This is a genomic window from Kordiimonas lipolytica (assembly GCF_001550065.1).
The window spans coordinates 71,144-96,860 of sequence record NZ_LRUB01000027.1; the positions used below are offsets into that span (position 1 = coordinate 71,144).

Annotated in this window: 22 protein-coding genes; 20 read left to right on the plus strand and 2 right to left on the minus strand. The window is 55.0% G+C overall.

Features of this window, described 5'->3' with window-relative positions; all coding sequences use genetic code 11:
* Nucleotides 1-17: 17 nt before the first annotated feature.
* The 3 genes from gyrB (at nt 18) to KORM41_RS13410 (ending at nt 7,819) form a co-directional block, all read left to right on the plus strand.
* The gene (gene gyrB, locus KORM41_RS13400) at nt 18-2,471 is read left to right on the plus strand and encodes a DNA topoisomerase (ATP-hydrolyzing) subunit B (RefSeq protein WP_068148914.1); all 2,454 of its coding nucleotides are present in this window, start codon (nt 18-20) and stop codon (nt 2,469-2,471) included.
* A gap of 748 nt (nt 2,472-3,219) precedes the next feature.
* Complete coding sequence (locus KORM41_RS13405) at nt 3,220-5,745, plus strand: TonB-dependent receptor (protein ID WP_197421145.1); 2,526 nt, start codon at nt 3,220-3,222, stop codon at nt 5,743-5,745.
* A gap of 91 nt (nt 5,746-5,836) precedes the next feature.
* Complete coding sequence (locus KORM41_RS13410; protein ID WP_068148917.1) at nt 5,837-7,819, plus strand: tetratricopeptide repeat-containing sulfotransferase family protein; 1,983 nt, start codon at nt 5,837-5,839, stop codon at nt 7,817-7,819.
* A 9-nt stretch (nt 7,820-7,828) separates the two neighbouring features.
* On the opposite strand, the gene KORM41_RS13415 is transcribed toward KORM41_RS13410, so the two are convergent.
* Together KORM41_RS13415 and KORM41_RS13420 are read right to left on the minus strand one after the other, a co-directional pair.
* On the minus strand, nt 7,829-9,805 hold the full coding sequence (locus KORM41_RS13415) for a BCCT family transporter (protein WP_197421149.1): 1,977 nt from the start codon (nt 9,803-9,805) through the stop codon (nt 7,829-7,831).
* 309 nt (nt 9,806-10,114) lie between these two features.
* Nucleotides 10,115-11,368: a DUF3422 domain-containing protein gene (locus KORM41_RS13420; RefSeq protein ID WP_082719926.1), complete on the minus strand. Its 1,254-nt coding sequence runs from the start codon at nt 11,366-11,368 to the stop codon at nt 10,115-10,117.
* 488 nt (nt 11,369-11,856) lie between these two features.
* Between KORM41_RS13420 and KORM41_RS13425 the strand changes: the two genes are divergently transcribed.
* The 17 genes from KORM41_RS13425 (at nt 11,857) to KORM41_RS13505 (ending at nt 25,686) form a co-directional block, all read left to right on the plus strand.
* On the plus strand, nt 11,857-12,933 hold the full coding sequence (locus tag KORM41_RS13425; RefSeq protein WP_068148924.1) for a hydrogenase small subunit: 1,077 nt from the start codon (nt 11,857-11,859) through the stop codon (nt 12,931-12,933).
* Nucleotides 12,933-14,732 (plus strand): nickel-dependent hydrogenase large subunit, encoded by a 1,800-nt coding sequence (locus KORM41_RS13430; RefSeq protein ID WP_068148926.1) that lies wholly within the window; start codon nt 12,933-12,935, stop codon nt 14,730-14,732. Before KORM41_RS13425 ends, KORM41_RS13430 begins: the two co-directional genes overlap by 1 nt.
* A gap of 11 nt (nt 14,733-14,743) precedes the next feature.
* Nucleotides 14,744-15,313 (plus strand): HupE/UreJ family protein, encoded by a 570-nt coding sequence (locus KORM41_RS13435; protein ID WP_068148929.1) that lies wholly within the window; start codon nt 14,744-14,746, stop codon nt 15,311-15,313.
* Between the two features lie 9 nt (nt 15,314-15,322).
* Nucleotides 15,323-16,033 (plus strand): Ni/Fe-hydrogenase, b-type cytochrome subunit, encoded by a 711-nt coding sequence (gene cybH, locus KORM41_RS13440; protein WP_068148930.1) that lies wholly within the window; start codon nt 15,323-15,325, stop codon nt 16,031-16,033.
* A 244-nt stretch (nt 16,034-16,277) separates the two neighbouring features.
* Nucleotides 16,278-16,967 carry a HyaD/HybD family hydrogenase maturation endopeptidase gene (locus tag KORM41_RS13445; protein WP_068148933.1) on the plus strand — a complete coding sequence of 230 codons (690 nt, stop codon included), beginning with the start codon at nt 16,278-16,280 and terminating at the stop codon, nt 16,965-16,967.
* Nucleotides 16,967-17,242, plus strand: a complete 276-nt coding sequence (hypC, locus tag KORM41_RS13450; RefSeq protein ID WP_068148936.1) for a HypC/HybG/HupF family hydrogenase formation chaperone — start codon at nt 16,967-16,969, stop codon at nt 17,240-17,242. The genes KORM41_RS13445 and hypC overlap by 1 nt, the downstream gene beginning before the upstream one ends.
* A gap of 63 nt (nt 17,243-17,305) precedes the next feature.
* Nucleotides 17,306-17,725 (plus strand): thioredoxin domain-containing protein, encoded by a 420-nt coding sequence (locus tag KORM41_RS13455; RefSeq protein ID WP_231727270.1) that lies wholly within the window; start codon nt 17,306-17,308, stop codon nt 17,723-17,725.
* Nucleotides 17,726-17,736: 11 nt separating this feature from the next.
* Nucleotides 17,737-18,594 (plus strand): hydrogenase expression/formation protein, encoded by an 858-nt coding sequence (locus tag KORM41_RS13460; RefSeq protein WP_068148946.1) that lies wholly within the window; start codon nt 17,737-17,739, stop codon nt 18,592-18,594.
* Nucleotides 18,594-18,812, plus strand: a complete 219-nt coding sequence (locus KORM41_RS13465) for a rubredoxin (RefSeq protein WP_068148950.1) — start codon at nt 18,594-18,596, stop codon at nt 18,810-18,812. Before KORM41_RS13460 ends, KORM41_RS13465 begins: the two co-directional genes overlap by 1 nt.
* The gene (gene hybE, locus KORM41_RS13470) at nt 18,809-19,429 is read left to right on the plus strand and encodes a [NiFe]-hydrogenase assembly chaperone HybE (protein ID WP_068148951.1); all 621 of its coding nucleotides are present in this window, start codon (nt 18,809-18,811) and stop codon (nt 19,427-19,429) included. The genes KORM41_RS13465 and hybE overlap by 4 nt, the downstream gene beginning before the upstream one ends.
* On the plus strand, nt 19,426-20,511 hold the full coding sequence (locus KORM41_RS13475; RefSeq protein ID WP_068148954.1) for a hypothetical protein: 1,086 nt from the start codon (nt 19,426-19,428) through the stop codon (nt 20,509-20,511). The genes hybE and KORM41_RS13475 overlap by 4 nt, the downstream gene beginning before the upstream one ends.
* Nucleotide 20,512: 1 nt before the next feature.
* Nucleotides 20,513-20,854, plus strand: a complete 342-nt coding sequence (hypA, locus tag KORM41_RS13480) for a hydrogenase maturation nickel metallochaperone HypA (protein WP_068148958.1) — start codon at nt 20,513-20,515, stop codon at nt 20,852-20,854.
* Nucleotides 20,854-21,756, plus strand: coding sequence for a hydrogenase nickel incorporation protein HypB (gene hypB, locus KORM41_RS13485; protein ID WP_068148962.1), 903 nt, complete (start codon nt 20,854-20,856; stop codon nt 21,754-21,756). The genes hypA and hypB overlap by 1 nt, the downstream gene beginning before the upstream one ends.
* Nucleotides 21,757-21,765: 9 nt before the next feature.
* The gene (locus KORM41_RS13490) at nt 21,766-22,020 is read left to right on the plus strand and encodes a HypC/HybG/HupF family hydrogenase formation chaperone (RefSeq protein WP_068148964.1); all 255 of its coding nucleotides are present in this window, start codon (nt 21,766-21,768) and stop codon (nt 22,018-22,020) included.
* Nucleotides 22,017-23,162 (plus strand): hydrogenase formation protein HypD, encoded by a 1,146-nt coding sequence (hypD, locus tag KORM41_RS13495; protein WP_068148967.1) that lies wholly within the window; start codon nt 22,017-22,019, stop codon nt 23,160-23,162. The genes KORM41_RS13490 and hypD overlap by 4 nt, the downstream gene beginning before the upstream one ends.
* The gene (gene hypE / locus KORM41_RS13500) at nt 23,159-24,181 is read left to right on the plus strand and encodes a hydrogenase expression/formation protein HypE (RefSeq protein WP_068148970.1); all 1,023 of its coding nucleotides are present in this window, start codon (nt 23,159-23,161) and stop codon (nt 24,179-24,181) included. Before hypD ends, hypE begins: the two co-directional genes overlap by 4 nt.
* A 17-nt stretch (nt 24,182-24,198) precedes the next feature.
* Nucleotides 24,199-25,686, plus strand: a complete 1,488-nt coding sequence (locus tag KORM41_RS13505; protein WP_068148972.1) for a sigma-54-dependent transcriptional regulator — start codon at nt 24,199-24,201, stop codon at nt 25,684-25,686.
* The last annotated feature ends 31 nt before the right edge of the window (nt 25,687-25,717 follow it).

The following is a 25,717-nucleotide window of genomic DNA, read 5'->3' on the forward strand; positions in this document are numbered from 1 at the left end:
AACAGGATCACAAAGGTATGAGTGAAGACATGACCGATACACCAGACGTAATGGCTGAAGAAGTGGCAGCAGAATATGGCGCGGATTCCATTAAGGTCCTGAAGGGCCTTGATGCCGTACGGAAGCGCCCGGGCATGTATATCGGCGACACCGAGGACGGCTCCGGTCTTCACCATATGGTGTTCGAGGTATCCGATAACGCGATCGACGAAGCGCTCGCAGGCCACTGTGACCTTGTGACCATGACGCTGAACCCGGACGGCAGCTGCACGGTAACCGACAACGGCCGCGGCATCCCGACCGACATTCACGAAGAGGAAGGTGTCTCCGCCGCCCAGGTGATCATGACCCAGCTGCACGCCGGCGGTAAGTTCGACCAGAACAGCTACAAGGTATCGGGTGGCCTGCACGGCGTGGGTGTATCGGTTGTGAACGCGCTTTCCGATTGGCTTGAGCTCCGGATCTGGCGCGATGGCAAAGAACACTTTATGCGCTTTGAAAAAGGCGAGCCTGTTGAAGACCTGGTGGTCGTGGGCGACGCAGCTGGCAAGAAAGGCACAAGCGTGACCTTCATGCCGTCTCTCGATACATTCAAATTCATCGAGTTCGACTTTGACAAGCTTGAGCACCGCTACCGGGAGCTCGCTTTCCTGAACTCGGGCGTGCATATCCTGATACGCGACAATCGTCACGCGGACGTCAAGGAAGTTGATCTCTTCTATGAAGGCGGCATCACGGCTTTTGTGAAATATCTGGACCGCAACAAATCCAGCCAGATTGGTGACCCGATCACCATCATGGGTGAAAAAGACGGCATTACGGCCGAAATCTCGCTGCAGTGGAACGACAGCTATCATGAAAATGTACTGTGCTTCACCAACAACATCCCGCAGCGCGATGGCGGTACGCACCTTGCGGCCTTCCGCGCAGCCCTGACCCGGACCATCAACAACTATGTGACCGAAAGCGGCTTGGCGAAAAAGGCCAAGGTTACGCTCGCGGGCGACGACAGCCGTGAAGGCCTGACCGCGGTAGTATCCGTAAAAGTTCCGGACCCGAAATTTTCCAGCCAAACCAAAGATAAGCTGGTGTCATCAGAGGTTCGCCCCGCGGTCGAAGGCCTGATGAACGAAAAGCTTCTGGAATGGTTCGGCGAGCACCCGAATGAAGCTAAAGCGGTTGTCCAGAAGATCATCGACGCCGCCACCGCACGCGAGGCCGCGCGGAAAGCGCGCGAGCTGACGCGGCGCAAGGGTGCGCTTGATATCGCATCGCTGCCGGGCAAGCTGGCGGACTGCCAGGAACGCGACCCGGCGCTTTCCGAACTCTTCATCGTGGAGGGTGACTCGGCAGGTGGCTCCGCGAAGCAGGGGCGGAATCGGAAGAATCAGGCGATTCTTCCGCTCCGTGGTAAAATCCTCAATGTGGAGCGCGCGCGCTTCGACCGCATGCTGGCATCGAACGAGATCGGCACGCTGATCACAGCACTCGGCACCGGGATCGGACGCGAGGATTTCAACCCTGACAAGCTCCGCTACCACAAGATCATCATCATGACCGACGCCGACGTGGACGGCGCGCACATCCGGACGCTTCTTCTCACCTTCTTCTATCGGCAGATGCCGGAAGTGGTGGAGCGAGGGCATCTTTATATCGCCCAGCCGCCCCTATATAAGGTCGGCCGCGGCAAGTCAGAAGTCTATCTGAAGGACGACCGCGCGCTCGATGACTATCTGATCGGCCAAGGCAAGTCCGACGTGGTCATCACCGACAGCACAGGCGCCCAGCACGCCGGTGGCGAGATTGAGCATCTGGCCAACGAAGCCCGTGCCATCAAGGCAATCATGGCGAATGTGCCCCAGCGCTATAACGCGACGTTGATTGAAACCATGGGCCTCTTGGGCGGTTTTGACGAGAAGTTGCTGGATGACCAGCCCGCCCGCCAGGCCATGGCCGACCGTATTGCGGAGCGCCTTAACGTGCTCGCGACCACTGAAGAAGAAAACGGCTGGTCCGGCACCGCGGCAGAGGACGGCGGCTATAGCTTCGCCCACGAAGTGCGCGGCGTGATCGACATGCACAAGATTGACGCCCATTTTATCGAAAGCCAGGAAGCCCGCAGCCTTCACAAGCGCATGGCAGAAGTGCGCGGCCTGTTTGCAGAGCCAATCACGGTCGCCCGCAAGGAAGAAGAGCGCAGCGTGGGCACGCCGCTTGAGATGCTTGCCATGATCATCGCCTTCGGGCGCAAGGGCCTTTCGATCCAGCGCTATAAGGGCCTGGGCGAGATGAACCCAGAACAGCTTTGGGAAACCACACTCGACCCTGATGTGCGCTCGCTCCTTCAGGTGAAGGTGAGCCAGGCGGATACAGCAGACGAGATCTTCTCCAAGCTGATGGGCGACGTAGTTGAGGAACGCCGTACCTTCATCCAGGACAACGCGCTATCTGTCGCCAACCTGGATATCTAAGGCTGTGTGTCGTGTCTGTCGGCTGACACATAAAGTGAGACAATTGACACATAAAGTGAGACTGTGTGACGCATAAAGTGAGACAAAGTTTCGCAGAAAAAAGGCAGTTAGCGAGGAGCTAGCTGCCTTTCTTGTTTCTGGGGGTACCTACCCGGACATGTTTTGTAGAGAAATCCCCGACCGGGTATTAAAAAACTCCCGACACCTGTCGGCTGACACATAAAGTGAGACAAGGTTTCGCAGAAAAGAGGCAGTTAGCGATCCGCTAGCTGCCTTTGTTGTTTCTGGAGGTACCTATCCAGACATGTTTGGTGAAGATATTAACCTCCCCAACAAACACTGCCATTTCTAGAGCGAGAGCTTTCGTCCCAAGCGATAGAAATCCACTGCTGCTTCGCTGAACAGCAGCAGGTGCATTAGACAGAGAGAATAATCTTTCCGTCTCTACCCCGCAGCGGTCGATACGCACCTCTACCTGCGGAATAAAAGCAACATGTTCGCCCCAGCCTACACATCATTTTACTTTGTTTTCTATCGACCTTTTTGCAACAGATCATTACCGTAACCCCATAAATTATAATATTTTAAGGGATCAATATTCGACTCCTCACGAATCTCGCCCTATAAGATTGTTTGAACTCAAATAATTTAGCCTCACTGACTAGTCACCTGTATTTGAGTACCCGCACCTGCATAGGCCGGAGGCTATGCCGCACTTGTGCACAAAAATAAAACTGGGAGATACTTTGTGATTACCGCCAAGAAGGCCCTAAAATTAAGCCTTTTGACATCCGCCCCCATCTTTGCTGCTGCTCATACAGTAGTAGCAGAAGAAGCCGAATATGGCGCCATCGAAGAGGTTGTGGTAACCGCCACCAAACGCGCCGCCAGCACACAGGACATTCCCGTGGCTGTACAGGCCATGGGCATGACCGCACTTGAACAAACTGATGTGGATGTCTTTACCGATTATCTGCTGCAATTGCCTGGCGTATCCGCTGGCGGCAGTGGCCCAGGCCAGGGCACTATTTATATCCGCGGTCTGGCATCCACCACACCCAACCTGACGACGGCTGGTGTGGCAGGCCTTGCGCCAAACGTGGCCCTCTATCTTGACGAACAGCCTGTAACGCAGGTTGGCCGTAACCTGGACGTTTACGCCGCTGACCTGAACCGGATTGAAGTTCTGCCCGGCTCGCAAGGCACACTCTTCGGCGCCAGCAGCCAGGCCGGTACGATCCGCCTGATCACCAACAAGCCGGATACACTGGAATTCCAAGCGAAAGTCTCTGGCGGCGTGTCCTTCACCAAGGGCGGCGAGATGAGCGAGAAGGTTGAGGCGATGATCAACTATCCGCTGATCGATGACAAACTCGCAGTGCGCGGTGTCTTCTATGTGGATAACCAAGGCGGTTACATCGATAACGTGCCTGGCACCATCACGGCCGCTGAAAGCGCGCGCTTCAAAGACACTGAACTGCGCCCGAACGGAACACCAACCAGCCCAGGCTTCCAGGCGGGCGCTGACATGTCTGGCGTCACCTTCCTTGAAGCCACTAACCTTCCGTATGTAGAAGAAAACTTCAACGACGCGTCCTATACTGGTGCGCGCTTTGGCCTGCGTTACTACCCGACACCTGACTGGGAAGTGAACCTGGGCCACACGCGCCAGCGGATCGACAGTGAAGGCGTCTTCTTCTTCGATCCTGAACTGGACGACCCGGATGAGCTCTCGGTACAGCGTTATTCGCCTGACGAAATCCGCGATGATTTCGACAACACGTCACTCACGATCGAAGGCCGCCTTGGCGCACTTGAGGTGGTGTATGCCGGCGCTTACCTGAACCGCGACACAGACCAGACGGTGGACTATACCGACTATCTGTTCGTGGGCCAGTATCTGCCTTACTACATCTGTGACGGCTCGGTTACTTATCCGGGTGACGCTGCCCCATCCGGCACCTGTCAGGCGCCGAACCTCTATGTGGCATCTGAAACGGAAACAGAGGTCTGGACGCATGAACTGCGCTTTAATACGCCGTCCGACAAACGCGCGCGGGCAACCTTCGGCGGCTTCTACAGCGACCAAAAACTGATCGAACGCAATGACTTCACCTACCCAGGTTCGCAGTTCGCAGAAAGCTTCACACCGGGCGTGTTCGGCTGGCCACAAAACGGCCCGCTGCCAGGTTCCAGCGTTAGCGATCCGACCCCACGGCCGCTTGGCGTGATCTTCTTTAACGACATCACCCGCACAGACAAACAGGTCGGCTTGTTTGGTGAAGCGACGTTTGACGTGATCCCGGATACGCTTTCCATCACGGCCGGCGCGCGCTGGCACGATGTGGATGTGCGCCTGAAAGGCAGCGCCAACTCGTCCTTCTATAACTTCGGCGGCGAAGACGTGAACGCCTTTGGCACCAACCTGGACACCCAGTTTGACGGCACCCAGGTGATCAACGGTGTACCAGTACCGAAAGGCGCAGAAGCCAAAGGCTGGGTATTCAAGGGGAACGTGTCCTGGACCCCGAACGACAATACGCTGATTTACTTCACCTATTCTGAAGGCTTCCGTCCTGGCCTGCCTAACCGGCCTGCTGGCGCAGGCGGCGGTGCCGTGCCAGCCGTTGTCCGGACCGACGAAGTGACCAACTATGAACTGGGTTGGAAACTGGACCTGTTTGACAATAGCGTGCGCTTCAACGGTAGCGCCTTCATTGTCGACATCAAGGACCTGCAGACCACCATTTTCGACCCGACTGTAACGAACCTGTTCTTCTCGGATAACGCAGCAGACGCGCAGATCAAAGGCATCGAAGGTGACCTGCAGTGGGCTTCCCAGTCCATTCCGGGCCTGAGCGCCTTTGCCGCCTTCTCCGTCCTCGACACAGAGATCAAGGAACTGGTGGGCGCCAGTGTGGCCATCGCCCAGCCAGGCGAAGACCTCTCCTACGCGCCAAGCTTCCAGGGTAACCTGCGCGTGCGCTACGAGTGGCTGATGGACAACGGCCTTGAGGCCCACATCCAGCCGGCAATCGCTTATTCCGGTTCGTCTTATTCGGACATCGTGCTGATCAACCGCGCCAAGCAGGACAGCTACTTCCTGATGAACCTGGCGTTCGGTGTGCGGAAAGACGGCTGGATGGTTGAAGTGTTTGGTGAAAACCTGACCGACGAGCGGGCACAGCTCAACAACAATCTGGTGTTCGACCGCGAGCGGATCACCACCAATCGTCCGCGTACGTTTGGTGTTCGCTTTTCGTACGAATACTAATCGGGGTAACAGCCCAAAAAATTACCGAAGGCGCTCCGACTTGGGGCGCCTTCGCTCTTTCCCCTTCACGCTCAGCCGCTATAGTAGGCCCATGCAGGACACGTCCCACACACAGGCGCTCAAACAGGCGCAAAAATTCATTTACGACGGGCGCTTCGATGAAGCCCTGAAAAGCCTGGACGGCGTACTTGATGCCGCGCCAGAGCATATCGACGCGCTCTATATGAAAGCCGTGTGCGAACGCTATGCAAACAATGCGGCTGCGGCGCTTGCAACACTGAAAACCCTTAAGCGCATCAGCCCTGATTTCGGTCGTGCACTGCAGGAAGAAGGCCATCTGTACCGCGCGCTTGGAAAAACCATGGAAGCCCTTTCGGCCTATCAGCTTGCATGCCGCGCCAACCCGGCGCTGGTCGCCAGCTGGCAAGCGCAGGCAGACCTTCTGCGGGCTATGGGCCGCACCGGGGAGGCCGGGCAAGCTGCCGCGCAGGCAGCGCGCCTTTCATCCCTGCCGCGCGAACTACAGGCCGTGACCAACCTTATTTATGAAGACAAGCTCCTGAAGGCTGAAAAGCTGTGTCGCACCTTCCTGCGGGCAAACCCGAAGCATATTGAGGGCATGCGCTTGCTCGCTGACATCGGCGTTCGCTTTGGCGTGCTGGATGAGGCCGAGTTCCTGCTGGAAAGCGCGCTGGCGTTCGAACCTGAAAATGTGCAAGTACGGCTTGATTATATCGCCGTACTTCGGAAGCGGCAGAAGTTCGACAGGGCACTTGAAGAAGCCAAGTCGCTGTTTGATAGCGATCCAAAAAATCCCGTGTTCCTCAGCCATTATGCGATTGAAAGCCTGCAGGCGGGAGATTATGACACTGCGCTTGAGATGTTCGACCGCATCCTTGAAAAGCTGCCACATGACGCCACCACGCTGACATCCAAAGGCCATGCCCTCAAGACCATCGGCAAGCAGCAGGAAGCCGTAGCATCCTACCGCGCAGCGTTCGCCGCACAGCCAAACCACGCAGACGCCTATTACGCGCTCGCGAACCTCAAGACCTACCGCTTTGAAGATACTGAGATTGCAGCCATGGAAGAGCAGATCAGCAGCGGCGCGCTACCGCTGGATGGACGCATCCAGCTTGAGTTTGCGCTGGGCAAGGCATACGAGGACTGCAAGGATTATGACCGCTCCTTCCCCCACTATGAGGAAGGCAACGCATTAAAGCGCCACCAGTGCCGTTACAAGGCTGACCAGATGCAGGAAGAGCTTGAAACGCAAGCCAGCGTCTGCACCAGAGAGCTTTTTGAAAAGCAAACGGGCCATGGCTGCCCTGCCCCTGACCCCATCTTCATTGTGGGCCTGCCGCGCGCAGGCTCCACGCTGTTGGAGCAAATCCTTGCGTCCCACAGCTTGGTGGACGGCACCATGGAGTTACCGAACATCCTGTCGCTGGCGCACAAGCTGCGGGCGCAGAAAAGCGTGCAAGCGGAAGACGGTTACCCCAAAAATCTGTGGCATTTGAGCGCCGATGAGCTGCACGCCTTTGGCGAACAATATATCGAAGACACGCGTATTCACCGGCATGATGCGCCGTTCTTTATCGACAAGATGCCCAACAACTTCCGCCACATCGGCCTGATCCAGCTGATTTTGCCGAACGCCAAAATCATTGATGCACGACGGAATCCGTTGGCCTGTTGTTTCTCTGGCTTCAAGCAACTGTTCGCTGAGGGCCAAGAATTCACCTATGGCCTGGCGGAGATCGGCCGCTATTACCGCGACTATGTCACGCTGATGAGCCATTGGGACAATGTGCTGCCCGGCAAAGTGCTGCGCGTGCAATATGAAGATGTGGTCTCTGACCTCGAGACCCAGGTGCGGCGCATCCTTGATCATTGCGGCCTGCCGTTCGAAGATGCCTGCCTTGAATTCCACAAGACGGACCGGTCTGTTCGCACCGCCAGTTCCGAGCAGGTGCGCCAACCGATCAACACCAAGGGGCTTGAACCCTGGCGCCCGTTCGACGCCCATCTGGGCCCACTGCGAGAGGCCCTTGGGCCACTCGCCAAAGCCTAGCAAAAAGCCTTATACCCGCGCGATGTTCAGGAAGTTGATGTGCTTGTCATACTGGCTGAGAATATCGTGGATCAGCTGTTCTTCGGTCAAGCCATACACGCAGTAATCCTGGCTACCTTCCAGAAGATGCACCTCAGCCCGGTAAAAACGCTTGGCTTCATCATCCCTACTGATATAGGCGAAGTCCGGCTGCATCAGACGCCTGGGCTCAATGGCATAGCGGAAGTCGATCTCGTCACCATGCAGGATTTTGATCTCTGTACCGCCGTGCAGAATTTCCACTTTCGCATCATGGTCACTGACCTGCATTTCTGCCGCGACTTTCTGAAGCGCGGGCCGCACCACGTCATCCAGAAAGGCTTCAACTTCGGCCTTGCCCGGATAGGAAAGAAGCGCGTTAAGGCGCTGTTTCCATGAAGCGCCCTTGCCAACGATCTGCACGTCTGGCACTGCCGACGCGCCTTTGGCTTTTGCCGCTTCCATCCGAAGGCCCTTCATCAGCCCAAAGCAGGCGATGATGATCACAAAGGTGAAGGGCAGCGCAGTGGTGATGGTGGCTGCCTGCAAGGCTGCCAGCCCACCCGTGAGCATCAGAACTGCTGCCACAACACCTTCTGCCACAGCCCAGAAAACACGGGGCCACAGGGGCGGGTCCATATGCCCGCCGGATGTGATCGTATCAATCACCAGCGACCCGGAATCCGAAGACGTGACAAAGAAGGTAATGATCAGAATGACCGTAACAAAAGAAACCACGCTAGAGAACGGTAGCTGCTCAAGGAAAGCAAACAGGCCCAAAGGCAGGTTATTGGCTATCACGTCGGCGATGCCCGCCCCTGCAGCTTCAAATGATAGTGCGCCATTGCCGAAGGCAGTCATCCAGATGAAAGTGAAAATGGAAGGCACTAGCAACACACCAATGACAAATTCCCGAATGGTCCGCCCGCGGGAAATACGCGCAATGAAAATACCAACGAAAGGCGACCAGCTTATCCACCAGCCCCAGTAAAACAGGGTCCAACTGCTCATCCAGGCATGGTCGCCGCTATAAGCGTTCAGGCGAAAGCTACGCTCAACAATCGTGCCTATGTAAAGGCCCAGGTTCTGAACAAAACTGTTGAAGAACAAAAGCGTCGGCCCAAGAATGATCACAAACAGAAGCAGCAGAAACGCCAGGATCATGTTCAATTCCGACAGCCGCTTGATCCCGGCGTCTAGGCCAGAGACGACAGACACGGTGGCGCAGGCCGTGATCACGACAATAAGAGTGGCCTGTACATCGGTGCCCACGGGCACATCAAACAGATGGTTCAGCCCGGCATTCACCTGCGACACGCCAAAACCAAGCGATGTGGCCACGCCAAACAGGGTGCCCACCACCGCCAGCACATCAACCCCGTGCCCGATCGGTCCGTGGATACGGTCACCCATGATCGGGTAGAGGGCGGACCGGATGGTCAGTGGCAATTTATGGCGGTAGCTGAAGTAAGCCAGAATAAGACCAACGATGGCATAGATCGCCCAGCCGTTGATCCCCCAATGGAAGAAAGTAAGCTGCATGGCTTCCTTTGCAGCCTCAATAGTGCGTGGGTCTGCGTCGGGCGGCGCCAGATAGTGGGTGATCGGCTCCGCCACACCAAAGAACAATAGGCCAATTCCGATTCCCGCTGAAAACAACATGGCAAACCACGACAGGAAGCTATAATCGGGCTTAGCGTGGTTGGGTCCAAGGCGCGTCTCGCCGTGTTGGCTGAAGGCCAGATACAGGCAGAAAACCAGAAAACCCGTGACCGCCAGCATATAAACCCACCCGGCAGTTTCCGAAATCCATAGCTGCAGTGAGGAAAACAAGGTTGCGGCGCTGTCGCCCGCGACAATGGTGCCAATAACGATCAAACTGATCGCGATGGCCGCAGGGAAAAACACAGGGGGCAAGATGCCAAGCTTTGATGCGTTTACCTGGTCTTCCTCATTCATCGCAAACATAAAGGGGCCGCCTAACTCTTTTGACTTCAAATATAATGGCCACACTTAACCACATACTAAAACAAAAGAAAACAGCCACTTTCTATGAGGGGTCTTCACATTTTTCAACATATGCCCAGACATAACAATTTGAATTCGATAGAACTCTGCGTTCTCCACTCAGGCACTTAACCCACCCTGAGCCAGCCAGACTGAATTCCACACCCGAGGACCGCTTCTGGCGAGTTTGAGACGCCTGACAGGGAAAACTGAAGGTCTGCTCTTGGATGGAAAGGCGGCCCAATTGATGAGACGAAGGTCAAACGTTAACTAAATCTTGTTTTTAAGTCGCCTGAGAAACAACCAAACGGCTGCAATTGCAGGTGGCGCCAATATTGCCGCAAGGATTTCCCAGCCTGAAAACAGGCCCGCTTTCTCCCCGCCCTTGAGCAAGAGACTAATGATGCCGAGTAGATAGTAACTAATGGCAACAACCGAAAGGCCCTCCACAGTGTGCTGCAGTTTTACCTGTTGTTCGGCGTTCGTTTTGATCGTTTTCAGAATGGCATTATTCTGAAGGCCCATGGCTATTTCCATATGGCCCTGAAACATGGCTGACGCTGAATCAATCCGAGCGAGCAGCTTGTCCTGCCGACGCCTGAGCGATTCACAAGTGGCCATTGCCGGCCCCATCCGTCGCTCCAGAAAAACGGAAGGGCGGGTTTTCCCCTCCATGCTTTCTTCCCTAAGATCCTGCAAGCGCTGTTGTACGATTGCCGAATAGGCATGCGTGGCAGACAAGCGATATTCTGTTTGGTCTATCAAACGACTAACCTCTGAACTGACTGCCTGAAGCTTTTCGAACCAGTGCTTGAGGCTTTCAAGCTCCATGTCCTGAAGGCTGGCGTCATGGATGATCGTTGAAAACCGTCCCTCAATTTCACTGAGGATACCATGAGCCTTCCGTGCGACCGGGAAGCCCAACATGGCCATCATTCGATAGGTTTCTATTTCCAGCAATCGCTGGGTGATACGTCCTGCCCTTGATGGAACCACAGAATCCAACCACAGAACAATTTTGGAAAACCCGTCCATATCAATTCGGAAATCAGTCCAGACCTTCGCGGTATCGCCGCCAATGATGGCACCCGCAGACTGGTTAAAACCCACAAGCTCACGGATAGTATTTTCGGGCAACGCCTGATTACCGCCAATAACATATAGCTGGCAGGCGACCAGGCGCTTTCCCTTGTGGGTATCCAAAATTTCGGTGATCCGGTTCGCCAGTTTCTTGCCGTCTTCCGACTCGTTCAACAGCACAAGCGTAAAGCTGGCGAACTCGCTATGTTGCTCCCACTTGATCTTGAGATTGTCTGTTTCCACGATGATTTGCGGTGACTCAAATGTGGACAGGTCTTTGTCGAGCAGCCTGAGCGCCTTTTTCACCGCCGCCCCAGGATTTGCCTTCTTCCGGAAGCCGGTCAGCCAGGCGAAATGCAATATCCGTCCCGGTGTGGGAATAGACAGCGGTGGCCTGCTGTGGATTTCCGCATCAATTTTATACCTTAACTCATGTTCTCTCATATCAGTATCGCCCGTACCCGTATTCTGGCCTGCATTTGGCTGGAAAGCGGAAGCTCACTTGCCGGTCAGGACAAGACCTGGAAATCTATTTTCCAGAAGGGCCTCCCCGCTGACGACCGCCCACCGACCTGTCTACTGACCGCACAGAGTGCAAAGGCGCTCTGCACCGCCACTTTTTCGCCAACTGAGCACTGCCTGCACCCAGCTCTGAAAACTTGTCGAAGCAAAAAGCCAGCCATTTGCAATCTATGTGTCACCCGACCGGGCTTGCTGGCAGGACACCAAAAATCAAAGTGGAAGTTTACTTATCAGATCGGCACCAATCCTTTCGGTTTTGACGCCGTATTTTGTCGTCCATTCGCAGAGAAATAAACTTAAGGCATTGATTTAATTGAATAATGAATAAGTGGCACATGCCTTGCGGATAGGACAGTTGGAATAGGGACAATTTGCCACACCGCTATAGGATAGGGGAGGAGAAGCTTGGCATGACCGAGACATTTTACGATGTAATGAGGCGGCAAGGTATCACGCGCCGCAGTTTTCTTAAATTTTGCAGCCTAACAGCCGCGGCCCTTGGGCTTGGACCGGCTTTTGCGCCGAAAATTGCGCATGCGATGGAGACCAAACCCCGGATACCTGTTTTGTGGCTGCATGGGCTTGAATGCACTTGCTGTTCGGAGAGTTTCATCAGATCCGCGCATCCGCTCGTGAAGGATGTAATCCTTTCCATGATCTCGCTGGACTATGACGACACCATCATGGCAGCGGCCGGTGATCAGGCTGAGGCTATTATCGATGAAGTGGTTGAGAAATATAAAGGCAACTACATTCTGGCCGTAGAAGGAAACCCCCCTCTCAATGAAGACGGCATGTTTTGCATTATTGGTGGCAAGCCGTTTGTCGAACAACTGAAATATGCAGCAAGTAACGCGAAGGCCATTATTTCCTGGGGGTCATGCGCATCCTGGGGATGTGTGCAGGCAGCGCGGCCAAACCCAACCCGCGCGACACCAGTGCACAAGGTTCCCGGCCTGCCGGACAAGCCGATCATTAAAGTACCCGGCTGCCCGCCTATCTCGGAGGTAATGACAGCCGTCATCACCTATATTCTCACGTTCGAGAAGTTCCCGGAGCTGGACCGTCAGGGCCGGCCGAAAATGTTCTATTCACAGCGCATCCACGACAAATGCTACAGGCGGCCGCATTTTGACGCCGGACAATTTGTCGAAAAGTTTGACGATGAAGGCGCCCGCAAAGGCTATTGCCTCTATAAGGTCGGCTGCAAGGGCCCAACCACCTATAACGCCTGCTCCACCGTTCGTTGGAACGGCGGCCTGTCCTTCCCGATCCAGGCGGGTCATCCCTGTATTGGCTGTTCGGAAGACGGCTTCTGGGATAAGGGCAGTTTCTATGACCGCCTGACCGACATCAAAGGATTTGGAATAGAAGAGAATGCCGATGAAATCGGCGGCACAGCGGCCACCATTGTTGGTGCGACCGCAGCTGCGCATGCGGCTGTCAGCGCCGTCAAACGTGCACGCGAAAAAGGAGGGGAAAGCTAATGTCGTCGATCACAACCCCAAACGGATTTAATCTTGATGACAGCGGCAAGCGCGTGGTCGTTGATCCGGTAACCCGGATTGAAGGCCATATGCGCTGCGAAGTTAACCTGGATGAAAACAATATCATCCGCAACGCGGTATCAACCGGCACCATGTGGCGCGGGCTTGAGGTTATCCTCAAAGGACGTGACCCGCGGGATGCCTGGGCCTTCACCCAGCGCATCTGCGGTGTTTGCACAGGCACGCACGCCCTGACATCGGTGCGCGCGGTTGAGGATGCGCTCGGGATCATGATCCCGGAAAATGCCAACTCAATCCGGAATATCATGCAGTTGTCGCTGCAAATTCACGACCACCTGGTGCATTTCTACCATCTGCATGCGCTGGATTGGGTAAACCCGGTGAACGCCCTTAAGGCAGACCCGAAAGCGACATCCGAACTTCAGCAGGCGGTATCGCCGCGGCACGCGAAATCTTCGCCCGGCTATTTCCGGGATATCCAGAACAGGCTGAAAAAGTTTGTTGAATCAGGCCAATTGGGGCCGTTCAAGAACGGCTACTGGACAAACCCGGCCTACAAACTGCCCCCGGAAGCCGACCTGATGGCCGTAACGCACTATCTGGAGGCCCTTGATTTCCAGAAGGAAATCATGACCACCCGTACCATCTTTGGCGGCAAGGATACTCACCCCAACTGGCTTGTGGGTGGTGTGCCCTGTGCGATCAACATGGACGGCCCGATGGCTGCAGGCGCACCCATCAACATGGAACGCCTGAACTATGTTTCCCAGATTATTGATCGGTCCATCGAGTTTATCGAGAATGTCTATATCCCGGACATTATCGCCATCGGCTCCTTCTATAAGGACTGGCTCTATGGTGGTGGTCTTTCCAGCACCAGCGTCCTTTCCTACGGCGATATCCCGGACAAGGCCAATGACTATAGCGCCAGTAACCTGATGATGCCGCGCGGCGCTATCATCAACGGCGACCTCAGTAAAGTGCATGAAGTGGACTTGCGCGACCCAAGCGAAATTCAGGAATTTGTTCCGCACTCCTGGTACCAGTATCCGGACGAAACAAAAGGCCTGCACCCTTGGGATGGCATTACCGAGCCGAAATACGAGCTTGGGCCAAACGCCAAAGGCACACGCACCCACATCAAGCAGCTGGACGAAAACGCCAAATATAGCTGGATCAAGGCGCCGCGCTGGAAAGGCCACGCGATGGAGGTGGGCCCACTTGCCCGCTATATCGTTGGCTACGCCCAGGGCCATGAAGAAATCAAGGAGCAAGTTGACAGCACCTTGTCCGCCCTGAACGTTCCCTTGAACGCTCTGTTCTCCACCCTTGGCAGGACAGCAGCCCGGGCGCTTGAGGCCCAGTGGGCTGCACGCAAGCAGCGCTATTTCATGGACAAGCTGATCGCCAACATCAAGGCCGGCGATACTGCCACGGCCAACACCGAAAACTTTGACCCCAAAACCTGGCCGAAGGAAGTGAAGGGGGTTGGTTTCACTGAGGCGCCCCGTGGTGCCCTCGCCCACTGGATCAAGATCAAGGACACCAAGATCGACAATTACCAGTGCGTTGTACCAACCACCTGGAACGGTAGCCCACGCGACAAGGAAGGCAACATTGGTGCTTTTGAGGCTTCACTCATGAATACCAAGATGGAACGTGCCGAAGAGCCGGTCGAAATCCTGCGCACACTACACAGTTTCGATCCATGCCTTGCCTGTTCGACCCATGTGATGGGCCCGGACGGCGAAGAACTAAGCACCGTGAAAGTCAGGTAAGGGAGATTATCATGAAAACACATACGAAAATTGGTCTGGCTTCAATCGCCGCCCTTACTGTAGCCGGGGCTGCATCAGCCCACACAGGAGGCAATCTTGCAGGTGTGGGCGCAGGGCTTCTGCACCCGCTGGTCGGGCTCGATCACCTGATCGCCATGTTTGCGGTTGGTTTATGGGCTTCGCTCGCACCAGCAAAAAAGGCAATCCAGGGGCCGCTGGCCTTCCTGGCAGCCCTTGTCGTTGGCTTCGGGCTTGGCCTTGGCGGCGCCTCTGCCTCCTTCATTGAGACCGGGATCATTGTGTCGCTGATTGCGCTTGGTGGCCTGATGCTTCTGCGCCACAAGGTGCCCATGGCTATGGCGCTTGCCTTGATTGGCGGCTTTGGCCTCTTTCACGGTCACGCGCATGGTGCCGAGGCCACAGGCGCTGTAGGCGGTTACATGGTGGGCTTCCTTGCCACAAGCATAGCCCTGCATCTTCTTGGCTATGCCGTAGGGTCGATTGTATCGCGCAACAAATATGCCGTTCCAGCAATGGGCGCGTCTGTTGCCGCAGTCGGGCTTATCCTGGCCAGCGCATAGGAGGGAGGCATGACGTCCACTCAAACTCCCAGCCATACCGAAGAGGCCGTATATGTCTATGAAGCGCCTATTCGAATCTGGCACTGGATAAATGTTTTTGCCATTCTGACCCTCTGCCTGACAGGTTATTTCATCGGATCACCGCCGCCGACAATGTCTGGTGAGGCATACGATTCATACCTGTTCGGCTGGATACGGTATCTGCATTTCGTCTCTGCCTATATTTTCCTGATCGGTTTCCTGTTCCGCCTCTATTGGGCTTTTGCAGGAAACAAGCATGCCAAAGAGATTTTCGCGCCGAAATTCTGGACAAGGAAGTTCTGGTCAGAGGTGAAGCACGAAGTTGCCTGGTATGCCATGCTGGCCAAGGAGCCCCTGAAATATACGGGGCATAACCCGCTGGCGGCTTTGGTTATGCATATCATGTTTGTCTGGGGCAGTGTCTTTATGATCATTACCGGCCTTGCCCTTTATGGCGAGGGAACAGGCATGGGCAGCTGGCAGTTCGACTATTTCTCCAGCTGGGTTATCCCACTGTTTGGTCAAAGCCAGGATGTGCATACATGGCACCATCTGGGCATGTGGTGCATTATCTGCTTCATGATCATTCATATCTACGCAGCGGTGCGGGAAGACATCATGTCGCGGCAATCGATCATATCGTCCATCTTCTCTGGCTGGCGAACCTTCAAGGATAGCAGGTCGTCTAACCAGAAATAGAACCAACCAGTTTCCGACTGGAACAGGTAGAAAATAGCGAGGCCCGCCTGGTCTCGCTATTTTTGTATTATATTCTTCCACCTATTGCGCATAATGGAATGTTACTTTCCACTTAATGAGGGGGTGGAATACAAACTTCCAGTATTTCTGCCAGTTTGGAAGCTGACATGCTTCTGGCACGGCCCTTGCCTTTCATGGCGACGGGAAGAGCGCCCCTTGAAGGGGCAACGGGGAGAAGTCGGCTATGGGTGAAACCCAACCATCCGTCCTGATATTGGGCATCGGCAACCTGCTATGGGCAGATGAAGGTTTCGGCGTGCGCGCCGTTGAAAGCCTGCATCAAAACTGGTCTTTTCCGCCCAATGTCAAAGTCATGGATGGCGGCACACAGGGCATCTATCTGGTTCAGCATATTCGTGACGCGGATATATTGATCGTGTTTGATGCCGTTGACTACGGCCTTGAGCCGGGCACGCTCAAACGCGTCGAGGGCGACGAAGTCCCGAAATTCCTGGGGGTCAAGAAAATCTCGCTTCACCAGACCGGTTTCCAGGAAGTTTTGGCCATGGCTGAAATGATGGGGGACTATCCCAAGCATCTGCTTCTCGTGGGTGTGCAGCCCGTTGAACTTGATGACTATGGCGGAAGCCTTCGCCCACAGGTAAAGGCGCAAATTCAGCCAGCCATCGAGATGGCGCTTGGCTATCTGATCGCCCATGGCATCAACGGCGAAAAACGAAGCACCCCGCTTGATGAAGAACTGACAATCGCATGTGAGCATATGGTCCTGAGCCGCTATGAGGCCGAACGCCCGGACGATGCCATGGCTTATAGAAAAGGAGATGCCCGCATTGTGGCTGGCGAAGGCTGGCAGGGACCTGAGGATTTCGAAGCCGAGATTGACGAAATATTGCACAGCCAGGGCCAAAGCTGATGTGTGTCGGCCTGCCGATGAAAGTGCTGGAAGCCGGTTTTGGCCAGGCCCTGTGCGACTATCGCGGGGAACAGCGCACCATTGATACCATCCTTGTTGGAAATGTGGAGCCCGGCCAATGGGTCATGGTCTTTATCAATGCCGCCAGAGAAATCATCAGTGAAGACGATGCCCTGAAAAGCCTGAATGCCCTGATTGCCCTTGAAAAGGTAATGCAGGGCGAGACCGACATCGACCATCTGTTTGCCGACCTTATTGCAAAAGAAGCGACGTAATCGGCGCAATCGGCAAAACGACAAGAATAATTGAGGGAGCAAAAACCAATGTATTCACCCCTATTGGAATCAATCGTTGAACGCGAAAATTTCAAGATCATGTCTGCTGATGAGCTTGAAGCCTATGCGCCGGACCGGGAGGATATTGTCCTGTTCTTTGCGGGCGACGCCGCAAGAATGGCAGATAGCGACGATGTGGCTGTGGTGCTGCCTGAACTTGTTAAGGCATTTGAGAATATCTTTGAAGCAGTGATAGTCCACCGGGAAAGCGAACGGGCCCTGCAGCTCAAATACCGCTTTAACGCCTATCCAGCACTCGTTTTTCTGCGCAAGGGCGACTATCTGGGAACCATTCAGAAAATTCAGGACTGGACTGATTATATCAATGAAATCAGTGACATCCTAAAGCGTTCACCCAGCGCACCGCCGCCCTACAGCCTGCCTGATGGCTGCGCCACCCAGCCCCAACAACCTGCAAACTAGAAGGCAAGCCCATGTCAGATACACCTCTCAGCTTTACTGGACCCGCGGCCACAGGGCCAGGCACCCAACCCCTTGATGAAGACGGCGCGCAGCTTGAATATATGGACATGCCGAAGGAAATGTCGGTTTATGAGGCGCCTGACCTGCCAGAGCCCGAAGAAGCCAGGGGGATGAAGGCCGCCCTCACCATCCTCCAAGACGTCCTTACTACATTGAAAGCGGGAGGCCTGAACGGCAAGGATCGCTATTTTGACCTGACCGGCCTGTCTGAAGACAATCTTGACTTCGTCAATCAGGTGCTGGGTGAAGGCGAGGTTTCGGTTATCGCGGGCCCCGATATGCAGGCACAGGAAACCATCCTCGCGGGCGTCTGGCGCATCCGGGGCAAGACAGACGGCGGCGATGTTCAGGATTATATCGAAGTCGCTGATTTCCCGTCGATTGCCAAAGAAATTGCCGGCCAGGGCGCAAAATCAAAGGTCGAGATCCCGCGTGTTTTTATGGAGGGTGTGTTTAACGCACCTGCCCTCCTCAGCGAAATCAACGAACATATCCCCGTGGCAGAAAAGCCGGGCGGCATTCACGCCATTAACCTGTCGCTGCTACCGCACACGGAAAATGATCTTCAGTTCATCACCCAGCAGGTGGGCGAAGGCAATGTGATTGTGCTTTCGCGCGGCTACGGCAACTGCCGCGTGTCGTCGACCAAAACCAAAAACACATGGTGGGTGCAATATTATAATTCGCAGGATACCGTCATCCTGAACTCGATCGAGATCACCAAATTGCCGGAAGTTGTTTGCGCGGCCCCCGAAGACATGGAGGAAAGCGCCGACAGACTGACAGAAATTCTGGGAGTTTATGTCTGATGGCGTCCTTCTTTGACGGGTCCTATGGAGGTGATGCACAAAGTTTGGCCGACGACGCCAAACTGGAATGCAAAATCTGCTGGCATGTCTATGATCCGGCTGAAGGCGATACCTATTGGCAAATCCCTAAAGGCACACCTTTTTCAAAGCTCCCGGACCACTGGAGCTGCCCTGAGTGTGACGCCGAAAAGTCAGGATTTCTGGAAATATCTGAATGACAAACCCAGACGCCATAAATGATCTGCCCTTATGGGTGGCTGACTGCTTCAGGGAGATTGAAGCAAGCCGCATGGCGGGACTGCCTTTTCTGAACCATAAGCTGGAAGTCGAGCCAGTCGGCTTTCAGGAGTGGGGAGGTGGCTATCTGGGAATATTGATCACGCCCTGGTTTCTGAGCATTCTGTATCTGCGCGAAGAATGGGAAGACGCCGCCCCAGGCGTTGGCGAAAAACGCATGCTATCGCTCCCTTCAGGAAAATTTGAATTTATCGGCAGCCATGAAGAAGCCCTGGGCACCTACCTTTCCTGCTCTCTCTTTTCTCCGGTACTGGAATTTGAGGACCAGGAAACAGCGCGCGCCGTCGCGCAGACGTCGATGCTTGAACTTCTGAACACGGAAACAAGTGTTAGCGAAAAAGAACAGGAAATGGCGCAGATCTGGCGCGGCGAATTGCCTGCAAGCCCGGCCAAGCCAAGCCCTGAGGACAGCTTTGATCAACCTTCAGACAGCACGGAGCAGGCGGAAGAAAAAGTGCCACTTTCCAAAACCGAGATGAGCAGGCGGCGATTTATTTCTGCCGGCCACGCCCGTAATGCCAGCGAGGCATCTTCATGACGTTCGAAGGCAAAATCACCATTGCGTTTCCGCGTGAAGAAAACGGGCGGGTGCAGGTGGGCATGCGCGAAGCCTTCAAGCCAGAAAAAATACTGGAAGGCATTTCTTGCGAGGAGGCGATATCGCGCATCGGAGCCCTTTATTCTCTTTGCCGCACAGGTCAGACACAGGCGGCTTTCACGGCCTTTGAACAAGCCAAAGCCGTTCAGCCGACCGGCCATGAAAGCCGCATAAGGGAATGCCTGATCCTTACGGAACGGCTGGGGGAAAACCTTATGCGGCTGGCGATTGACTGGCCCAAATGGACGGGCGCTACAGCGCCGAAATTCGCCTTCCCTGCCGCCAAGGTCCTTGTGGATGCCATCAAGACTATCTTCGACGAGGAGAATGCCTCTGGGTCACAAGGGCCAAAAGGTCTTGAACCAACCCTGGCGCAGATTGAGAAATTCATCGAATGCGAAATTCTTGAAATACCCCTGGCGCGCTGGCTGAGCTTGCGCGGGAACGAGATTGATAGCTGGTGCCTGAACGGACAACAGCTTCCAGCCCGCGCCATGGCTTATGTCATCAAAAACCGCTGGCAGCAGATTGGCGCCGCCCAGGACCCGGCGCCTACCATGGCGGCCGAAACCTCAACCGACGCCACAACGGTGGAAACCAGCCTCTATACCCGCTGGAGAAACGAAAAGCTTATCGGTTCATGCGAAACAGGGCCAAGAGGTGGGCTTCTGGCAAGGCTCCTGTGCCGCCTTGTGGAGATTGCAAAATTACCGGACCTCATCCGAAATACCTATTCGGGGGACAAGGCAATTGAAACCAAATGCTCCCTGGAGGGCGGGTGTGCCAGCGCAACAGTACAGGTAGCAAGAGGCCGCCTTATCCATAGCGTGAAACTGGATGGCAACATAGTGACCCGGTACCGGATTTCCTCGCCGTCCCATGTGAATTTCAGCCCTGACGGCATGGCTCAAAGAATTTTCCAGCAGATATTTGAGAAAAACAGATCGCAACTCTCTGATGTCGCCAATATGATGGTACGTACCGCCGACCCGTGCGTTCCATATGTTCTGGAGGGTGTCTGACATGCATGAAATGGCGATTTGTGAAAGCATCCTGCAGACCCTTCAGCAAGAAGCGGCTGCGCAGGGTTTTTCGGTTGTCAGAAAAGTCCGCCTGGAAATCGGGCCTTTCTCCGGCGTCGAAGTTGATGCGCTGAAATTTGGTTTCGACGTGGTGACGAAAGGGTCACTTGCGACAGATGCCGCTCTCGAAATCATAGAGACAAAAGGCACGGCCTGGTGTCTGCCTTGTGCTGCATCTATCACGATCAAGAACAGATATGACCCCTGCCCCACCTGCAATTCGCACCAGTTGCAAATAACCGGCGGGGAAGAACTGAGAATCAAGGAACTGGAGGTAGACTGATGTGTACAGTATGCGGATGTAGTGACGGCAATGTACAGATTGAAGGCAAGGATGGGCAGCATGCTCATGCGCATGACCATAGCCACGATCACAGTCATGACCACCACCATGGTCACGGGCATCATCATGATCACGACCACCACCATCATGACCATACTCATGCGCATGATTATGGCGCCGGTATTGCAGGTACCAGCGTACCCGGCCTGAGCCAAAGCCGCATCGTGCAGATCGAACAGGATATTCTGGCCAAAAATGACCAGTATGCCGCCAGAAACAGGGGATATTTTATGGATCAGGGCATCCTTGCTCTGAACCTCGTTTCCTCCCCTGGTTCAGGAAAAACCACGCTGCTGGTCCGCACCTTGAACGACCTGAAAGGCAAAACCGCCTGCTCTGTGGTTGAAGGCGACCAGCAGACAAGCGCAGACGCAGACCGCATCAGGGCAACCGGCGCACCCGCCATTCAGGTGAATACCGGCAAGGGATGCCATCTTGACGGCCATATGGTGGGCCATGCCCTTGAAACCCTGAAGCCGGAGCCCGCGAGCCTCGTCTTCATTGAAAATGTTGGCAATCTGGTGTGCCCAGCTGCGTTTGATCTGGGGGAAGCCCACAAGGTGGCTATCCTTTCCGTCACCGAAGGTGAGGATAAGCCCCTTAAATATCCTGACATGTTTGCGGCTTCCGGCCTGGTGCTCCTGAACAAGGTTGACCTGTTGCCTTATGTCGAGTTTGACGTGGATGCAGCCATCGAGAATATCCGTAAGGTGAACCCAGCCGCCAAAATACTGCAGGTTTCCGCCACCACCGGAGAGGGCATGGACAACTGGCTGTCCTGGCTGTCTGCTGCTCACTCCATGATTTTGGCCGGGCACCCCCTGTCAGAACAAAGCGCATAGGAGGCGCCGATGTGCCTTGCATTACCCGCAAAAATAGTCGCGCTTGAGGGCGAAGACATGGCTGTTGTCGCACTGGAGGGCGTGAAAAAATCCGTGTCCATCGCCCTGATCGAAGACGCGCAAGTTGGCGACTATGTGCTGGTGCATGTGGGATACGCCCTTCACAAAGTAAGCGAGGAAGAGGCCGAGCGAACACTGACAATCATGGCCGAGGCCGGCGTGCTTACCGAAGAAGTGCGGGAAAGCCTTGGGGAAGCCTCATGAAATATATCACCGAATTCCGCCAGAAGGATGTCTCTGCCAATCTGGCGCGGGCGATCGCGCAAGAGGTACAACCCGACCGCACATACCGTGTCATGGAGTTTTGCGGGGGCCACACCCACGCCATTTTCCGCTACGGGGTGCAAGACCTGATGCCCGCAAATTTTGAATTTATCCACGGCCCCGGCTGCCCTGTTTGTGTGCTGCCTATCAGGCGGCTGGACGATGCGATCGAGCTTGCCGAAAATCATGACGTGATCCTTTGTTCCTATGGTGACATGATGCGGGTTCCCGGCACCAAGCAGAACAGCCTTCTGAAGGCAAAGGCACGCGGCGCTGATGTTCGTATGGTCTATTCAACCCTTGATGCCCTGAAGATCGCAGCAGACAACCCGACCAAACAGGTGGTGTTCTTTGCCATTGGGTTCGAGACCACGACACCGCCCACGGCCGTGGCCGTCAAGAAAGCGAAAGAAGCCGGGCTTTCAAATTTTTCGGTCTTTTCAAACCACGTGCTAACGCCTGCCGCTGTAGGTGCCATCCTCGACACCCCCGGCACGCCGGATGAGCCGCCCGTTGAACTTGACGGATTTCTGGGACCATCCCATGTCAGCACCATTATCGGCACCCGCCCCTATGAAGCTGCCGCACAGAGATACAAAAAGCCTGTTGTCATCACGGGGTTCGAGCCGCTTGATGTGATGATGGCGGCCCTCATGATCGTGCGCCAGATCAATGAAGGGCGTCATGACGTCGAAAATCAATATACCCGTGTGGTGACCGCAGACGGCAACAAGAAGGCGCAAGCCCTGGTCGCTGAGGTCTTTGAGCTTCGGGACAGTTTTGAATGGCGTGGGCTTGGCCAAATTCCGAACAGCGCCCTGAAACTGAGGGACAGCTTCGCAGACTATGATGCCGAAAAACGCTTCGATATTGCACCCAAACAATCCCGGGAGGTCAAATCCTGTGAATGCCCGGCCATTCTGCGCGGCACCAAAGGCCCGCTGGACTGCAAACTGTTTGGCAAAACCTGCACGCCGGAAACGCCTTATGGGTCATGCATGGTGTCGTCAGAAGGGGCCTGTGCCGCATATTATAGCTACGGCCGTTTCCGCGCAGACCAGAGCGAGGGCAAAGTCGCATGACGGGAAAAACCAATAAAGCCTGCATTGAAATGGCGCACGGCGGCGGTGGTCGCACCATGGACCGGCTGATCACCGATATATTCAGGAAACATCTGGACAATGAATATCTGTCGCAGGCCAATGACGGGGCGCTTTTGCCCAAAGCAAGCGGCAGGCTGGTGATGGCAACAGACGGGCATGTGATCTCGCCGCTGTTTTTCCCCGGCGGCAATATCGGTTCCCTTGCCATTCATGGCACTGTCAACGACGTGGCCATGATGGGGGCAACGCCGCTTTATATCTCGGCCTCTTTCATTCTGGAAGAAGGGTTCCCCTTGGAGGACCTCGAGGAAATTGTCCGTTCCATGGGGGATGCCGCGAGACAAGCAAATGTATCTGTTGTCACCGGTGACACCAAGGTTGTCGAAAAAGGCAAGGGCGACGGGGTCTTTATCAGCACAACAGGCGTTGGCGTGATTGAGGATGGTTTGGCAATCGGCGGCGACAAGGCCGTGCCGGGGCAAGCTATCCTGATCAATGGCACCGTTGGTGACCACGGCGTCGCCATCCTTTCAAAACGCGAAAACCTGGAGTTCGAGACCGAGATTGTCTCGGACAGTGCAGCCCTGAACGGCCTTGTAAGCGACATGCTCGCTGCTGCCCCATCCATATCAGTGTTGCGTGACCCGACGCGAGGCGGGCTTGCCGCCACGCTGAATGAAATCGCGGGGCAATCCGGCGTGGGCATGTTGATTGAAGAAGAGAAAATCCCCCTCAAGCCCGCGGTATCCGGCGCCTGCGAGCTCTTGGGACTGGACCCCCTGAATATTGCAAACGAAGGCAAGCTGGTCTGCATCTGCAATGCCGAAGATGCAGACAAATTGCTATCCGTGATGCACGCGCACCCTTTGGGTAAAGAAGCATCCATGATCGGCGCGGTCACACAAGACCCAAACAAGATGGTCAGGATGACAACCATGTTTGGCGGCACCCGAATGATCGACTGGCTTGCGGGCGAGCAGTTGCCGCGCATATGTTAATGGGATTGGAGGAATAAATGACGGACCTGCCATCCATTCTGATTGTAGATGATGAAGTCAGATCGCTTGAATCCCTGGAACGTATTCTGGGGGGGCAGTTTGACGTCAAGACCGCAAAGAATGTCGCCGAAGCAAGCGAAATACTGGAGAATGAGTGGATTCAGGTAATCCTCTGTGACCAGCGAATGCCCGACAAGACCGGGGTGGAGTTCCTGACCGACGTGCGCTCGCGCTGGCCCGACATCATTCGCATGATCATTTCAGGCTATAGCGACCCAAACGACATTATCGAAGGCCTCAATGAAGCAGGCATCTATCAATATATTACCAAGCCCTGGCACCCGGAAAACCTGATCCTGACGCTGGAAAACGCTGTGCGCCTTTACAAGCTGCAGCGCGAGCATGAACTCCTTGCTATTGAGCTGAAAATGTCAGTCTCGAATGCTGAAAGCAAGATGTCTGACCGACGGAACAAGCTGCGGCAGGAGTATGATTTCAATGACGGCATTGTGCGTTCCAAAAACAGCCCCATGAACGAAATCTGCGAAACCCTGCGGCAAGTGGCCCCCTATGATGTCTCTGTAGTGATCACGGGAGCGTCCGGCACCGGAAAAGAGCTGGCAGCCCGCGCGCTACATTATGGCAGCCTGCGGTGGAACAAGCCATTTGTGGTCGAAAACTGCGGAGCCCTGCCTGACCAACTTCTTGAAAGCGAACTTTTCGGCCACAAGCGGGGCGCCTTCACGGGCGCTGTCACCGATCATGTAGGGCTTTTTGAACGGGCCGATGGCGGCACCGTTTTTCTTGATGAGATTGGCGAGGTTTCAAAGGCTTTCCAGGTCAAGCTGTTGCGCGTTCTCCAAGAGGGCGAGATCAGGCCCGTTGGCAGCGGAAAAAGCAAGAAGGTGGATGTACGTGTAATCGCGGCGACGAACAAGAACCTTGAGGACGAAGTAAAAGAAGGGCGTTTTCGGGCCGACCTTTATTACCGGCTCACCGGCATGATTATTCACCTTCCTTCATTGAAGGATCGCGCGGGCGACATCCCGGTGCTGGCCCACGCCCTGCTCACAAACACGATGAAAAAGCTTGGCAAGAAGGTCCAGGGCCTTGATCAGGAAGCGATCGAATGCCTGTGCGACTATGATTGGCCAGGAAATGTGAGGGAGCTTCAAAATGAAATACAGCATATGCTGGTGGTGGGCGAAGAAGGAAAGCTTCTAGGGGCCAACCTGATTTCAAGGCATATCCTGCATGCAAGTCCCACCGATGAAGAGGGCCACCTTGACAATTTTGCCACCCTTGAAGGCACACTGCGGGAGCGGGTTGACGCACTTGAGGCCTGCATCATCAAGGAAACTCTGATCAGGCACCGCTGGAACAAATCACAGGCCGCGAAAGAACTTGGTTTGTCACGCGTTGGCCTTCGCAGTAAGCTAGACAGGTTTGGTCTTGAAAATGTGAAACCCATCCGCACAAATCGAAAGACCGCAACAGGTAAATAGGCTTAATGCATTCTTCAACCGACAAAACCGC

Bases quoted from the DNA above. Each gene is read 5' to 3' on its own strand.
- gyrB (WP_068148914.1), top strand. From the start codon at position 18: ATGAGTGAAGACATGACCGATACACCAGACGTAATGGCTGAAGAAGTG.
- KORM41_RS13410 (WP_068148917.1), top strand. From the start codon at position 5,837: ATGCAGGACACGTCCCACACACAGGCGCTCAAACAGGCGCAAAAATTC.
- KORM41_RS13415 (WP_197421149.1), bottom strand. From the start codon at position 9,805: ATGTTTGCGATGAATGAGGAAGACCAGGTAAACGCATCAAAGCTTGGC.
- KORM41_RS13420 (WP_082719926.1), bottom strand. From the start codon at position 11,368: ATGAGAGAACATGAGTTAAGGTATAAAATTGATGCGGAAATCCACAGC.
- KORM41_RS13425 (WP_068148924.1), top strand. From the start codon at position 11,857: ATGACCGAGACATTTTACGATGTAATGAGGCGGCAAGGTATCACGCGC.
- KORM41_RS13430 (WP_068148926.1), top strand. From the start codon at position 12,933: ATGTCGTCGATCACAACCCCAAACGGATTTAATCTTGATGACAGCGGC.
- KORM41_RS13435 (WP_068148929.1), top strand. From the start codon at position 14,744: ATGAAAACACATACGAAAATTGGTCTGGCTTCAATCGCCGCCCTTACT.
- cybH (WP_068148930.1), top strand. From the start codon at position 15,323: ATGACGTCCACTCAAACTCCCAGCCATACCGAAGAGGCCGTATATGTC.
- KORM41_RS13445 (WP_068148933.1), top strand. From the start codon at position 16,278: ATGGGTGAAACCCAACCATCCGTCCTGATATTGGGCATCGGCAACCTG.
- hypC (WP_068148936.1), top strand. From the start codon at position 16,967: ATGTGTGTCGGCCTGCCGATGAAAGTGCTGGAAGCCGGTTTTGGCCAG.
- KORM41_RS13460 (WP_068148946.1), top strand. From the start codon at position 17,737: ATGTCAGATACACCTCTCAGCTTTACTGGACCCGCGGCCACAGGGCCA.
- KORM41_RS13465 (WP_068148950.1), top strand. From the start codon at position 18,594: ATGGCGTCCTTCTTTGACGGGTCCTATGGAGGTGATGCACAAAGTTTG.
- hybE (WP_068148951.1), top strand. From the start codon at position 18,809: ATGACAAACCCAGACGCCATAAATGATCTGCCCTTATGGGTGGCTGAC.
- KORM41_RS13475 (WP_068148954.1), top strand. From the start codon at position 19,426: ATGACGTTCGAAGGCAAAATCACCATTGCGTTTCCGCGTGAAGAAAAC.
- hypA (WP_068148958.1), top strand. From the start codon at position 20,513: ATGCATGAAATGGCGATTTGTGAAAGCATCCTGCAGACCCTTCAGCAA.
- hypB (WP_068148962.1), top strand. From the start codon at position 20,854: ATGTGTACAGTATGCGGATGTAGTGACGGCAATGTACAGATTGAAGGC.
- KORM41_RS13490 (WP_068148964.1), top strand. From the start codon at position 21,766: ATGTGCCTTGCATTACCCGCAAAAATAGTCGCGCTTGAGGGCGAAGAC.
- hypD (WP_068148967.1), top strand. From the start codon at position 22,017: ATGAAATATATCACCGAATTCCGCCAGAAGGATGTCTCTGCCAATCTG.
- hypE (WP_068148970.1), top strand. From the start codon at position 23,159: ATGACGGGAAAAACCAATAAAGCCTGCATTGAAATGGCGCACGGCGGC.
- KORM41_RS13505 (WP_068148972.1), top strand. From the start codon at position 24,199: ATGACGGACCTGCCATCCATTCTGATTGTAGATGATGAAGTCAGATCG.